This is a genomic window from Edaphobacter sp. 4G125, from assembly GCF_014274685.1.
Lineage (GTDB): Bacteria > Acidobacteriota > Terriglobia > Terriglobales > Acidobacteriaceae > Edaphobacter.
The window spans coordinates 1,949,842-1,964,718 of the sequence record NZ_CP060393.1 but is presented as its reverse complement, the minus strand read 5'-3'; the positions used below and the strand labels follow the sequence as shown (position 1 = coordinate 1,964,718).

Sequence of the window (14,877 nt, the reverse complement as noted above, 5' to 3'; positions counted from 1 at the left end):
AAATATGACCTCACGAAGAGATTTCGCAAAACTTGGAGCGATGGGAGTTGCAGCAAGCGCACTCCATCATCTCCCGTTGATAGCACAATCCCCTGCCCGCAAGATCGGCTATTGCATTATCGGACTGGGCCGTATCGCCGACCATCACATGCGCGGTATTGCGGAGAGCTCCACTGCGCGCGTAACAGGACTTGTCAGCGGCCATCGTGACAAAGCTGAGAGAATCGCCGCACAGTATGGCGTATCAACAAGCTCGATCTACAGCTATGAAAACATCGAGCGAATCCGTGAGAACAAAGACATCGATGCCGTTATTGTTTGTCTGCCCAATAGCATGCATGCGGAGTACACGATCCGTTCGGCGAAATCTGGTAAACATGTGTTGTGTGAAAAGCCGATGGCAATCTCGGTTGCTGAATGTGAGCAGATGATTTCGGCGTGCAAATTGGCAAATGTGAAGCTGATGATCGCTTATCGACTTCACTACGAGCCGATTACGTTAAAAACGATCAAACTGATTCGCGATGGAGCGATCGGCAAAGTAGAGGCCATTGATAGTGCGAATGGCTTCAATATTGCTCCCAATGAATGGCGTTCGACGCGCGCCCTTGGCGGCGGCGGTCCACTGATGGACGTTGGCATCTATTCGCTTAATGCGACGCGTTATCTAACCGGAGAAGATCCTATAGCCTTTACGGCAGTTGCAACCACTCCGGATCAGGATAGCCGATTCCAGGGTGTCGAGGAGAATCTCGCCTGGACCATGAAATTCCCTTCTGGAGCTGTAGCAAGTTGCATAACAACCTACGGAGCTTCGATGCCTGGATATTACAAGGTATTTGGTTCGAAGGGCTGGCTCGAAGTCGACGAGTTCGGTTATCAGGGCTTGCATCTCACCGCAAACTATCGGAGCGATCGCAACACACCGCCGACCAGGATCGACGAAAAGAACCCGGAGCCCGATCCGAAGCAGTTCGCACGCCAAATCGATCACTTCAGCCGCTGCATCCTTGAAAACCGAACGCCGGATACTCCTGGCGAAGAAGGTCTCAAGGATATGCAGCACATCCAATCAATTTATAAAGCAGCAGGCCTTACTCTGGGTTGAGAGCCTGCTGACGAGCAATAATACGCGTTCCTGGACGAACCTGACGAGGCGTTTGCAGTTTTGCAGACGGCAGAGTCGTCGAAAATTTCAGATCAACCAGTTCATTGTTTTTCGCTGGCGCTGAAAAGCTTGCGACATAACTTTCTCCTATTGCTTTGCGAAACTGATCAAAGAAGGGCGTTAAAGAAACCGGGCTCCCCAACCCCTGATAATAAGCTCTACCTCCGGTATCATCGGCAACCTGAGCGAGATAACTTTGGCCGCTGAAACTTGCCGCGCCACCGCGGATTCCAGCATTGCCATAGTAGATGGAATATACCGGAACACCCGCGCGTTGGGCATCGCGGATGGCGTTATTGACATAGACGCTGTTCTGATTCATCGGGCTGACGCTCCCATTGTAAGGATCGACACCGTTGGTCAGCATCATCACAAATCGTGCCTTCGGAGTCAGTAATGCACCTTCTGAGCCTGAGCTGCCGGGCCAGTTCTTAACGAAGTCTGAAAGACAAAAGTAAGGGCTGGCACTCACTCCAGGAGAGCCCATCGGAATGCGAAGGCTCGTTGCCGCAACAGCGTGATCAGTTGTGAAGACCTGGGCAGGAACGACTCGTCCGTTCTGCATATATCCGACAAAGATCTCAGTTCCTTCTGGTAGAGATGTAATAAATCTCCGGATATCGGACAGTTGACGAGCAACAGAGGTTCGCAAACCATCATCAATGAGAAGAGCTACCTGGGTTCCATTCGGCTTGATCGAAGTAACCGCCGCAACCTGGGCATCACGATTATTCACCTTAACCTTTAAGTTTTGCGCGGTCAGGGTCTGAGAAGATTTAGAGTTCACTGTAACAATCGCCTGCGTTGGCGTTGGTCCTTCCTGAGCATAAGCCAAAGATGAACCTAAGATTGCACTCGCAAGTAAGAGACTCCGGAGGATCATTTGTCTTCCTTCCTTTCCTATCCTAAGGACTTAGACGTTTCTGATCCTTGGCAGACTCCATTTCTTTGAAAAGTATTCTCCCCACTAAAACATGATTCACAGAGCAACACTCTGTCGCCGGCAGCGTTGAATCAATGAGGAGATGTTTCGGAATATGGCACGCGCAAAGTGCCATGAGACCATTTTGCTTCTTTCTCGCTACTAAAAGTGAACTTGAGCTCGCCGCCGTTCATAAGTTCCTCGTGAGTCACAAAGCTGCGATCCAGGGATTTACCATTGAGCGAAACATCTTTCAGAAAATCGTGACCTTCAATCATATCCACACTGTCAATAGTCAGCAGCTTCCCATTCGGCAGGTGAATTCGTGCACGATTGACAAATGGCCTCCCCAAAACATACTCGTTGGATCCGGGCGCTACCGGATAAAAACCTAACGAAGTAAAGATGAGCCATGCCGACATCTGCCCAAGATCGTCATTGCCAACTAGGCCATCAGGGGCAGGTTTATATTGCGAATCTACAATTTGTTTCAGCCGCACCTGCGTCTTCAATGGCGCGCCCGCATACATGTAGAGATACGCAAGATGATGGCTAGGCTCATTGCCATGAATATACTGACCGATCATCCCTGAGATGTCTTCAACGTTGGCATACATGGCAGGATCGACTTTCTGATCGAACATCTCATCGAGTCTGGCGATCAAGTTGTCGCGACCTCCCAGTAGATCGATCAGTCCCTGCTCATCGTGTGGCTGGTACCACGAGTATTGCCACGCATTACCTTCAGTAAAACCACTACCTGCCCCTGCCTTAGCCGGATCGAAAGGCTTGCGATAGTTTCCATTTTCGAGCCGAGGCTCAGTAAATCCATCTGCTGTATTAAAGTTGTTTCGCCAAAATGCAGAACGCTTCCTAAAAGTCGCAGCTACTGTAGTCTTATTCATTGCTGCAGCCATGCGTGAGATCGTCCAGTCATCAAAAGCGTATTCCACAGTCTTGGAAACTGCTTCGTCATCATGGTCGACCGGGACATAACCAAGCTTCATATACTGTCCGAGATTGCCGTAGGGTGCATAGGTTGCGCTAGCAATCATCGTATCGAGAGCCTTCTGGGCATCGTAACCACGGATTCCCTTCATATACGCATCAGCAATCATCGGAACAGCATGATATCCGATCATGCACCAGGTTTCCTGCCCTTGAAACTGCCATACCGGAAGAATTCCGAATGGGCTTTCCTCTGCAGAGGAAAGCATCGATTGAACCAGATCGTTCGTCCGTTGTTCCGGCTCGATGAGAGTCATGAGCGGCTGTTCTGCACGGTAGGTATCCCACAAAGAAAGGGTCGAGACAAAGCGAAAACCTACGGCGCGATGTACCTGATTGTCAGGTCCCCTGTATTCTCCATTCACATCCATGCTTATGCTTGGAGCCATAAGGGCGTGGTAAAACGCCGTGTAAAGCGACCTTTGCATTGGGATTGAAGCCTGAAATTCAACATGTGCCAACTGCTCTCTCCACATATGTTGCGTCGTGGCTCGTACATGGTCAAAGTCAAAACCGGGTACTTCCACGTCCATATTCTCAATTGCGTTTTGCTCGCTTACTGAGGAGAGTGCAACCTTCACGATAAGTGGAGCAGAGGAAGACGCAAAGTCAAATACGGCCTCAAGTCCCCGGCCTTCGATACTCCGAGTATCTTGAGGTGATGTTCCAGGCGTTTTGAAGCCGCGATAGACTGGCAGATCTTCTTTGTTATAGAGCGCATGCCCAATCATGTCCGTAGAAAAACGGATTGCAAAATACAACTGCCGGCCCGGCGCCCAACCGCGGGTCTCGCGCATTCCGGTTACAGTACCGTCTTTGCGGATTCTTATGCGCGACCACAGCACCTTGCCGGGATAGTTATAGATGCTGCTGCGAAGATCAAGTAGAACATGGCGTTGTGCGCCACCAGCAAATGTATAGCGATGAACTCCGACGCGCTCGCTGGCAGTAAGTTCTGCATGAACGGCAGAATCTTTTAGAAACACGCTGTAGTAACCGGCCTCGGCATGTTCCTCTGCATGTGAAAACCTGGAGCGGTAGCCTGAATGGGGCTTCTCCGGATCTCCGGGTTCAAGAGGAACGCTGTCGCCACTGATCGGAGTCAGAAGCACATCGCCAAGATCGCTATGTCCCGCTCCAGAAAAATGTGTGTGCGAAAAACCCAAAATTGTCGTGTCTTCATAGCGATATCCAGCTGCCCACTTGTAGCTTTGTTTAAACGGGCGAATCTGCGTATCAGGCGAGAGCTGGACCATGCCAAACGGCGCAGTCGCACCCGGAAATGTATGCCCTTCCGGACCAGTACCAATCATCGGATCAACAAACCTGAGCGGATCGGATGTCTGTGCAAACGCCATTGAAGCTGCAACAAGCACAAAGCCAAAAAACTTCTTCATGGTTCAACAGTACAGCAGAAGAAAACGTAATATGCGCTTTTTATCTTCGATAAAGCAGCTTTGTAATTTTGATTACAAATCACGAGTTGCGGTCGAAAGTCCGAGCCAACGGCTTACCTGTGGAACCCGGGAAAAAAGAAGTTTCTCTAACATGATCACCGTAACAAGCGAGGCAGCCATAGCAGGAAGATAGAGGGCGAGCACAACAATAACTGCTACCAGAGCTATAGACCACCTCGGCTTTGTTGTTGGCAATGGCGCCCCTAGAACCCCTACATGGCGCCGTCTCCACCACAACACAATAGCGCTCAGAGAAAGCGCTACCAATCCCATTGCAGTTATTAGGCCGAGAAGTTGGTTTGCAAGTCCGAAGAGTTGGCCTTCATGCGCCGCGATTCCGACCCCGAGCACGCGGTCGACAATATGACGTTGATTGAAGTCCTGGCGATTCACTATCGCAGCCGTATTCGGATTCATCAGAATGATAGTTCGCAATGTACGGTTCTGTGCATCTGACTTAACTACCCAGGGAGCGCCTTCCTTCGCCGATGGGGTAATTAGCACTGGTGAAGCAAGATGAAGGGCTGTTGCAGCCGAAACAACCCGGTTCATGCCTACCAGCGAAAGATTCGAAGGCAAATGTGACATTGCATGGCCCACATGATTGGAATGATCCATTGCATCTGTCGTAACACTGTTTCTATTTAATCCTTCACGCTCGGCTAATTCTGAGGACCGGCCTATGGTCCAGTCTTGCAGTGCGACCGCTGTACCTGTTATTTGGCGAACTCGCTGGAAATACGTCCCCCAACTTTTCGCCCAGGGCAATCCTGTAAGAAGCAGAAAAAGCGCAAAAGCGGAGATCCAGAGTCCAGTAACTGCGTGCAGATCTCGCCAGAAGATCCTGGACCCTCTTCTAAACCGGATCCAGAAAACTCCTGCTAATCTCTCGCCTTGTCTCGGCCACCAGAGATACAGACCACTAACGATGAGGACAATCGCCCACGAAGCAGCTAACTCGACTACACGCGAGCCCCAATCCCCAGCAAGGAGCTCGCCATGTAATCGAAAAATAATCCGCATAGGGCGCTTATCTTCATCAATAATCTTCAGAATCTGAAGCGTCTGTGGGTGAATATAAACACGGAATTCTTGCGAACCTACACCAACAATCACCCGCGTCGCCGCATTTGCAGATGGTGGCAGCTCATAGTAGTGAAGACTGGAATGGGGCACTGCGCGGAGAGCAACATTTGCAATCTGCTCCGGTGTCGCCTGTAAACCATGAATTTCAAAGTGATCGTATGGCCTGTCCAGCCAACGTTCAATCTGCGGTTTGAAGAGATAAATTGAACCAGTGCAGGAAAGCCAGATCACCAGCGGAATGCAAAAGATTCCAGCATAGAAGTGCCATCGCCAGACCGCGCGATAGACCCGACGGGCCTGCTCGTCCGCAGCTGCTGTCTCCAAAGTGTCATTCATTGCGATTCTCCTCTGGCGAGAACAAACCCGTCGTTCTCACCAGCTAGTTGGAATAACGTTAGAAACGAACTCGTACGCCGCCGTAAGAAGCTCGTGGCGTACCTGCATAGATCGAGCCTGTCGAAGTCGCCAATACACTTGCACCGTTCTGCTGTCCCGCCGGATTCAAGGTGTTCGTAATATTGCTGGCAGATGCGATATAGATTTTGTCAGCAAGATTCTGGATATCGAAAAAGAATCTCAATCGCGATAGGGCTCCATGTCCAGAAGGCATGTCGTAATGCGTGCTTAGATTCAGAAGGGTGTAGCCAGAAGCATAAAGAAAATTGGCATTGTCGAGAGCATATTTATCTCGCCAGCTTGTCTCCAGATATGCTCCGAAACCATGCAGCTTCCCTACTGGCTGGTCATAAATAATCCGTGCATTGAGATAATGCGGCTGAACACCTGGAATTTGCTTATTATTACGCGAGAAACTATTACTCACATCACCTGTCGTTAGCTGTTCGGTGTAGCGGGTGTAGATCTGATTGTCATACAGATAGGAAGCCCGCAATCTGAGCCCTGCAATAGCGTGGGGAAGCGGGCGTAGATCGATACTTGCCTGCACGCCACGATGCGTGGAAGCGGGCGCATTGAAGGTATAGCTTTGTAGATTAACTCCAGCCGATTGCGTCACCTGCTCATTGTGGAACCACTCGTAAAATAGCGCGCCCGAAAACTGCAACATAGAACCAATCGACCATTCAGCTCCGCCATCAATTCCGATGTTTCGTTGCGTTTTGAGGGTTACATTGTTCCCGAACTGGCCTTGCGCATTCGTGAATAGTTGTGTTGCCTGAGGGGTCCCATAGCCTGTCCCCAAGCGAGCGTGAATACTCCAGGCATGGGTAGGATGAAACTGTACTCCCACTTCAGGAGCAACATTGAAGAAGGTACGATTCGCCGAAACGGGTGAGATAACAGGTGTTCCAGCAATCGGATAAGTGAAGTTATTCGCCAGCGCATTCAAACGCGTATACTCGCCACCAAATCCTGCAACCAGAGTCCACCGTTCCGCTAGAACGAACTCGGCGCGTCCGCGGAAACCGGTGTTGAGATGAGTTCCGATGACGGTCTGAGTTGCGCCACCCAATGTAGCGTCGCCCCCAGGCATTAGATTTGAGCTTTGAGAGTTGATGTTCTCATAGTTGAAGAATCCGCCAGCATAGATAGTCGTTTGGCGCTTCGCCAAAGATCCATGGCGTACAACATCACTTTCCAGATTAAAAGATGGAAGAGTGCCACGATATGCCGAGGAACTGGTTGGTTGATTCGCGTCGCGGTTATCCCATACAAATTGCGTCTGCCAAGTCGTATTGGACGTAAGATCGCGCTCGTAGCGAGCTCCGACGATCGTGCGACGATCATGACGATTCAAACCAGCTTCCGCAGCTCCTAGTGATTTCTTAGCACCGTTATAGCCGTTAACATAAACGCTGACACTGGCACATCCATTTGCAGCAAAAGAAGAACTATAGATCTCACAGCCTATTTGATATGGATTGATTTGATATTGTGCCCGAGAGAGTCGAATTGAGAGATTCGTGTTCAGATCATTGTTTATGAACTTGAAAGTCATGCGATCATGCGGCGTTGCCACAAAATTAGCAAGGATATTCGCGGTTACCGTATTGAATTGATTATTTACCGTTACCTGATCTGCACGGACATTGCTTACAAATGCAGCAATCTGATACCGATCGCTTCCAGCACCATAGGTCAGATAATCGTTGTAGTAACCGAAACTTCCAAAGTCCGCCCCTACTTCCAGTCCATGAATTTCACTTCCACTTCGTGTATGGAAATTGATGGCTCCACCTGTCGCATAGTTTCCATAAAGCGCTGACGACGGTCCCTGAATCACATCTACACCGCTGTACGCATGAGGATCCGTAAGATCTGTCCTCGCCAGACCATCCGGCTGAGTCACAGGAAAACCATCTTCAAAGACCTGTACATTACGGACGCCATATGTCTGGCGTGTGCTTGAGCCGCGAACAGAGATGGCAACATCACGAGGGCCATTGCCTTGAACAAAGGTGACTCCCGGCGCCAAACCCAGTACATCTGCAATTGTTATCGCTGGAGAATCTTTGAAGTCTTCACGGCTTATGGAAGCTCGAGTCTGGCTGAGTGGCGTTTCTGTTATCAGAGAAGGTTGCGCACTGACCGTGACATTTTCTGTAATCGACAATAGTGTGAGCGGGAAACTCAAAAACAGGCTGTCTTCCGCATGGACCTCGACCTGCCGAATCAGCTCTCGGAATCCGGCGTGTTCAACATGAAATTCATACTGCCCTACCGGCAACTGACCTATCGAAAACCGGCCATCCTGATCCGATATCCGACGAGCCACAAATGAACCATTAAGTTGACGGGTCTCGATTTGTGCGTTTGCAACGGCCGCTCCTTGTGGGCCAATAACCTGTCCAGCAGTCGTCGCACTTAGCGGAGTCTGAGCCGAAAGGCTCAAGGATAAAGTAAAGAAAACACATAAGCGAAAAAATATACTTCTCCAATGGCAACGCATCGTTCCTCTCCAAAAGACATTTCGGCAGAGATCCTCTGTTCGTCTTGCACAGACAACATGGAAGCCTCTACAGGCGCCGGATCATCCGGCTCTTTTCAGAAAATTAAAGGAGAGATGTCGAAGGAGGGCCACGTTTTTGACGAGATCGGTCAAATGAAATTCTACGAAGCGCAGCTATTTGCGGCCGAAGAACAGGATGCGAGACGATCTCAGCAAAAATAAGATCCGCAACATTCAATCTGAATTCGTGTCCATGCCAACTCACAAGAGTTGTTGCGAAAAAAGGGCACTTCTCTCGGACTTGAACAATTTCAGGGGAGTGGGGACCTTGGCTAGGTGCGAACAAATCCTTGTTCATCACACAGTGATGCTTTCCGTGCGTTCGGCAACAGGCTGGAAGCGATGCCTCGGCTGGAAGATGAGAAAATATCAGTGATAGAAACTGCAACGAAAAGGAAAAAACAAGAAGCATAATGATGCTTACGCACCATGTCTTCTCCTTCAAGCTTTTCTCAATACGTCGCATCTCTTCCATCTAGGATCTGGTTTCACAGAAGCGTGATTCATCATCTGAGGTCCAAGTCGCGTCTCAATGACTGTCGTCCTTCGGATGGAAGATCTAGACAGAAACCGCCGAGATAGAGAACTGCTGCCTAAGGAGCAGAGGCCTTCTGACAGTTACAGATCTTGCATCAAAGGGACCATGGAGCGCAATAAAGTCGGTCAGCCTCCGCGCTGCATTAATCAGCGGAAAACTGAGCGATCTACAAGAAGAAAGATGTTGGGGGGCCGCGCTTTAGTCGGGAGCGATCACGCGAGATACGACATTTTGCATCCGTTTGGGCTTTGCGTGCAGGATGACTTACCAGCGAAGCAAAGACTGCTTCCGCGGTCGTGACCGTATATAAGTCAGAAGAGCGCAATGCCTTTACAGCTTTTGGATAGTAAGGGCACTTTTCAACGGGGGCCGTAAGATACGGCCCTGCGTGCGCAAGCTGCTGACCGCTTTCCGCCCCCATCATGCAATGGTGCTTTCCGTTTTTACGGCAGCATGCAGGAAGACGAGCTTCTCTCTCTGCTGTTCCGGCGAAAAGCGGCGCAGCAACTAGAAAACTGAAGGCAACCAGCAACAAAATGGAGAGAAGCTTTCGCAATAACTCGATTGAACCGCATCTGCAGGAGATTTTGCAAGCTTTAGCCGAATATCACCACTCCGGACTAAAAAATCAGAATCTCTAACACGCTAAATACCTCATCATCCAGAATGGTTTGGAAGCCGTGCTTTCGCATCCAGAAGGAAACCGAAAGCTTGACGAGAGTAAGCATACGATCCGTCGTAGTTCCCTCCACTGCAATGATTTATTTTGAGGATAATTCCCCCTACCCGATACTTCACGATTTCGTGGACATGTCTTGCACAAATCACATGAAATCGGTTACATTGCTCGCGAAGATACTCCCTGAAAATCAGGGGTGCGCCATCGTTTCCTACAAGGAGAGGGATATCTCATGCAGGTTTCAAATACTTGCAAAATGGTTTCTAAACGGTTTACTTTATTGCGCCTGAACGCTATTGCACTCATAGCGTTCAGTCTGCCTGCATTTGCACAAGGTGACCTGACCGGCTACTGGAATCTGCGTGCTCCCAATGGAGATGGAACCTATCGCGAAATCTTCTTCCAGTTGGAACAGCACGGTGAGACACTCACCGGTAAATGGCTTGGTCGCGCCCCGGACGGAATCCCGATAGAAGGAAGCATCAAAGGCACCACGGTGCATATTGCTACCGTACCGCCACCAGTTCCGGCAGGCTCTCCTGGAGGTTTTGCCCGTCGTCCTGTTGTTTATGATGGCACTTTCCATGACGGGAAAATCACCCTTACGTCCATCGGGTTCCGTGGACAGGCAATGACTGGCGATGCTGAACGCACGACGCACGAAGCTGCCATGCCCCCGGCTCCCTTGCCTCTCCCTCATCTCATTGATGTCCCTGATAACGGCCTGGTCCGCACACCACCGATGGGATGGAACAGTTGGAATAAATTCGCGGGTAAGATCACCGACAAAGACGTTCGCGAGATGGCCGATGCCATGGTCAGCAGCGGCATGAACAAGCTTGGCTACATCTACATCAACATCGACGACACCTGGGAAGCAGGGCGCGACAAAGATGGCAACATCCTCACCAACACAAAGTTCCCTGACATGAAGGCACTCGCTGACTATGTTCACTCCAAAGGTCTCAAGCTCGGCATCTATTCTTCACCTGGACCCAAGACCTGTGCTGGCTATACCGGCAGCTTCGGTCATGAGGCGCAGGATGCAAAGACATATGCGGCTTGGGGAATCGACTACCTTAAATATGACTTATGTAGCGCACGCAATATCTATCCTTCCTCAGAACAGAATCATCGTGGTCTCTACCAGAAGATGGGGGTTGCGCTTCAATCCACGAAACACCCCATCGTTTTCAGTCTCTGCCAATATGGCGAAAACGCTCCCTGGAAGTGGGGCGCGAAGACCGGAGGCAACTTATGGAGAACAACAGGGGACATACGCGACACTTGGGAGTCAATGGATAGAATAGGTTTTTCGCAACTTGCTATCGCTTCCTACACTCGGTCTGGTCACTGGAACGATCCGGATATGCTTGAGATCGGTAATGGGGGAATGAATGCCGATGAATATAGAACCCATATGAGTCTTTGGTCGATGCTTTCAGCTCCCCTGATCGCTGGTAACGACCTGCGCAATATGTCAGATGAAACGAAGTCCATTCTGATGAATGCAGAGGTCATTGCAATTGATCAGGATTCCGCCGCGTTGCCGACGGAAGAATTCTCTAAGGATGGAAACATTGAAGTTCTTACAAGAAAGATGGGCGATGGCTCCATCATTGTTGGCATCTTCAATCGTGGAGAACAGGCGGTTCCCGAAACAATCAACCTGGCGAGTATCGACCCTTCCTTTACGGGGAAGAAACTGCATATCCACGACCTTTGGAAGCACGAAGACGTCAGCGCAACTGGCAATCATTTTGCATCTTCAGTACCGCGTCACGGAGTGGTACTGCTCCGGGTGAGAAGGTAGTGCGAAGAATGCTGGAGCGGAGGAACTGAAGGAATGAATATCCGCCAGGTAGCGAAGGCGGCTGGGGTTTCCTCCGCTACAGTATCTCGTGTATTTACGCGATCGGCACCAGTCGATCCACAGACAGAACACCGCGTACATAAAGCGGCAAAGCAGCTCGGGTACTTTCCGAATACCTATGCTCGCATACTCAGCTCAGGTAAAAGCTATACTTATGGCCTGATTATTTCGGATATCACTAACCCCTTCTTTCCCGATCTAGTAAAGCTCTTCGAAAGACATGCGCTTGAGTACGACTACGAAACTCTGGTCGTTGATACCGACTACGATCTGAAGCGCATGGAGCAATGCGTACGACGACTACTGGAACACAAGGTCGATGGAGTCGCGATCATGACCTCTGAGATGGAGCCCAAGCTGATCCAGATACTCAGCCGTCGCGATATTCCCTTGGTGTTTCTGGATACTGGTAAGGTTGGTCGCAACATCAGCAATATCACAATCGACTACGAACATGGCATCGCTCTTGCGATCGACCATCTCTTGCAGCTTGGGCACGAGCGCATTGCTTTGATCCAGGGTCCGCCAACCTTGAAGTCAGCCGTGACACGACGGAACGCATTCATTTCCTCACTTAAACGGCAAAACATTACGCTTCGGCGTGAGTACATCCGCACTGGAAATCATGGAGTCGATGGTGGCCAGGCCGCCATGAATGAGTTACTTGATCTTCCCTCCCCTCCTACCGCCGTGATGTGTTCTAACGATCTCACAGCGATCGGAGCTCTCGATGCGGCGTACACACGTGGTGTTCAAGTTCCATCTGAACTATCCCTGATAGGATTCGATGATATTCAACTAAGCGGCCTCATGCAGCCGCCGCTCACGACCATTCGCGTCTCGCGTGTTGAGATTGCCTTAAGAGCATTCATGGCGCTTTACGACGCCATTCCTGGGTCACGAAAGCGAACTGCAAACCACATCATCGCTACAGAGTTGATCGCTCGCCGTTCTACTGCCCCTCCACCAAAACCATCGGGGGAATCGCAATCAACAAAACATACCGTTGGAGTTCGATCTGCACAGAACAAAAACTGAACTCAGCGTGACCGCGGAGGGATTGATAGAATCCGAACAACCCAAATCATCCATGCATAATTCGCTTTTCTAGTAGACGGACAAGATATGCAAATTTCCGGATACATTTTCAATTTAAGTACTTATTTCAATTTTGATACATAGCTCAAGTGCGGTAGTAGCTTGACTTCCAACCTGTCACGCTAGGCGCGCAGAGTCAATACAGACATTTACAGGTACTTCACCACCCACTACTATGCGGCTGTGGCAGCTAAGGATATAAAGAGTTTCTTCTCCAGATCGAGAGAGATTCGCAGAATCGCCCATTGACTGGCTATCATTTTCCAGGCGGAGCACGCAACTCCACTGCAGCAACAGACGATAGCGGCGAACTGAGTATGCGATCTTTGCTTCTTCCTGATGCACCATATTGATAGAGCATCAATCGGACTCCGTCTCCAACACCTTTGCCTAGTGTGCACCCCACGAGCAACCCGCAGCGTCCACGTTGATCAAATTCTTAATGAACTGCTAGGATTTTTCTCATTCAGGAATTACTTGAGGGGCGAATTGGAAAACGCCAGCACGTTCGCGCATTCACATGTAAGCGAGACGTCGGTTGAGGAATACAGAGATCAGGTTCGGCGTGTCGTCCAGTCCGCCACCTTTCGCAACGCTGCCACACTTCAACTACTGCTTCAGTTCCTGACAGATAAAACCATCGGTGGCTCAGCAGAGAGTCTGAAGGAATACACCATCGGCGTCGAGGCGCTGGGTCGTAAACCCGATTTCGACCCGAAAGTAGACCCAATCGTCAGGGTGCAAAGCCACCGTCTCAGGGTCAAACTTAAGGAGTACTACGATGACGAAGGCAGCCGAGATCCCATTCTGATTCAGTTTCCGAAGGGCCACTACGTGCCCACTTTCGAGGTAATGGCGGTTTCGCTTTCCCATCGGGGCGACTTATCTACAGGCAAATCCGGGTCTATCGCGGATACTGACTCACTGGAAACCGCACCTATCGACGCAGCAGCCGGCACAAAGAGCGTCTCTCGAACAAAACTGCGCTGGAGCACCATCGGCGAACTTCTCGCCTTAGCTACTCTTATGATGTCCTTCGGTTATTGGCTGGCAATCCATCAAATTGCAATGAAGCTGCATACAGGCGAAGCCAACGCCCTCAATACCGGGCCCGTCGATGATGGCCTGGTCGAAGCCTTCTGGCGACGTTTTCTTGGTAACGATACCTCTCCTGTGATTGCTTACCCGGATGCCGTCTTTCTCCTGGATGACTCGAATGACCTGTTCCGATTTCGTCATGGCGCGATCGATAGCCGCGGAGCGCTCGTAGACCCTCACGTGGCGCGCCAGTTTGCGTCGAACCCTGAAATCGTAGCAAAAGCCGGGCAACTGTATTACGAAAATGGATATACCGGAACCGGTGAATTGGAGTCCGTTGCCATGCTGGCGTCGCTCTTTGGCCACATGGGTTTGAAACCGATTATCAAATCGAGCCGGGATGTGGGCCCGAATGATCTCAACCAACACAACGTCATTCTGCTCGGCTCATCCTTTCAGAATCCCGCTGTCGAGCAGCTACTCACCGCAGGCGATTTCAGTTACAGCAATCCAGACCAACATCATGAACAATGGCGCGCCCAGATATTGAACGCTCACCCGCGGGACGGCGAGGCCTCGTCATATCACACAGAACGCGATGCCAACACCAAGGCTCTTACAGCAGACTTCGGTATCGTCACAATTGCACCAGGTGTCACACCTGGCCGCTCGATTGCCATCATCGGCGGGCTCGACACTAAAGGTACTGAGGGGGCCGCGATGTTTGTGACCTCGAAGTACGGCATTGAACGCCTAAGTAAGGCCCTAAGCGATCCTGGAGATAAAGGGAAAAAAGACCTTACCCCTTTTCAAGCCCTCGTTCACGTACGCCTTGCTAAAGGATATCAAGTCCTCGGTGCGGATCTGATTTCCGTTCACCGGGTTCAGGCAGCCAACATGGGAAACCCGCAAATGCCCCCCCGGGCAAACTAGGCCGTTTGGTTCAATTCATAACCTGACGCCTTTTTCGAACTTTTCAGATCCTCCGGCCGGACGCACTTTACCAAACAACTTGCAGATTTAGCCTGTCGCCATTCCGTTG

The 14,877-nt window shown here is 50.4% G+C and carries 9 protein-coding genes; 5 read left to right on the top strand and 4 right to left on the bottom strand.

Annotated elements, in window-relative coordinates; genetic code table 11:
- The first annotated feature begins 40 nt into the window (after positions 1-40).
- Entirely contained in the window at positions 41-1,108 is a 1,068-nt protein-coding gene (locus H7846_RS08150) for a Gfo/Idh/MocA family protein (protein ID WP_186695956.1), read from the top strand.
- Here H7846_RS08150 and H7846_RS08145 read toward each other — a convergent pair.
- The 4 genes from H7846_RS08145 to H7846_RS08130 form a co-directional block, all read right to left on the bottom strand.
- Entirely contained in the window at positions 1,095-2,051 is a 957-nt protein-coding gene (locus H7846_RS08145; protein WP_186695955.1) for a vWA domain-containing protein, read from the bottom strand. The genes H7846_RS08150 and H7846_RS08145 overlap by 14 nt on opposite strands.
- Before the next feature lie 131 nt (positions 2,052-2,182).
- On the bottom strand, positions 2,183-4,495 hold the full coding sequence (locus tag H7846_RS08140; RefSeq protein WP_186695954.1) for a GH92 family glycosyl hydrolase: 2,313 nt from the start codon (positions 4,493-4,495) through the stop codon (positions 2,183-2,185).
- A 72-nt stretch (positions 4,496-4,567) separates the two neighbouring features.
- Positions 4,568-5,977 (bottom strand): PepSY-associated TM helix domain-containing protein, encoded by a 1,410-nt coding sequence (locus tag H7846_RS08135; RefSeq protein ID WP_186695953.1) that lies wholly within the window; start codon positions 5,975-5,977, stop codon positions 4,568-4,570.
- A gap of 58 nt (positions 5,978-6,035) precedes the next feature.
- On the bottom strand, positions 6,036-8,492 hold the full coding sequence (locus H7846_RS08130; RefSeq protein WP_186695952.1) for a TonB-dependent receptor: 2,457 nt from the start codon (positions 8,490-8,492) through the stop codon (positions 6,036-6,038).
- A 45-nt stretch (positions 8,493-8,537) separates the two neighbouring features.
- On the opposite strand from H7846_RS08130, the gene H7846_RS08125 reads away from it, so the two are divergent.
- The 4 genes from H7846_RS08125 (at position 8,538) to H7846_RS08110 (ending at position 14,768) form a co-directional block, all read left to right on the top strand.
- Positions 8,538-8,771 carry a hypothetical protein gene (locus H7846_RS08125; protein WP_186695951.1) on the top strand — a complete coding sequence of 78 codons (234 nt, stop codon included), beginning with the start codon at positions 8,538-8,540 and terminating at the stop codon, positions 8,769-8,771.
- 1,287 nt (positions 8,772-10,058) lie between these two features.
- On the top strand, positions 10,059-11,639 hold the full coding sequence (locus H7846_RS08120; protein WP_255460940.1) for a glycoside hydrolase family 27 protein: 1,581 nt from the start codon (positions 10,059-10,061) through the stop codon (positions 11,637-11,639).
- Between the two features lie 33 nt (positions 11,640-11,672).
- Positions 11,673-12,737, top strand: coding sequence for a LacI family DNA-binding transcriptional regulator (locus tag H7846_RS08115; protein WP_186695950.1), 1,065 nt, complete (start codon positions 11,673-11,675; stop codon positions 12,735-12,737).
- A 549-nt stretch (positions 12,738-13,286) separates the two neighbouring features.
- The gene (locus H7846_RS08110; RefSeq protein ID WP_186695949.1) at positions 13,287-14,768 is read left to right on the top strand and encodes a hypothetical protein; all 1,482 of its coding nucleotides are present in this window, start codon (positions 13,287-13,289) and stop codon (positions 14,766-14,768) included.
- Positions 14,769-14,877 lie beyond the last annotated feature (109 nt).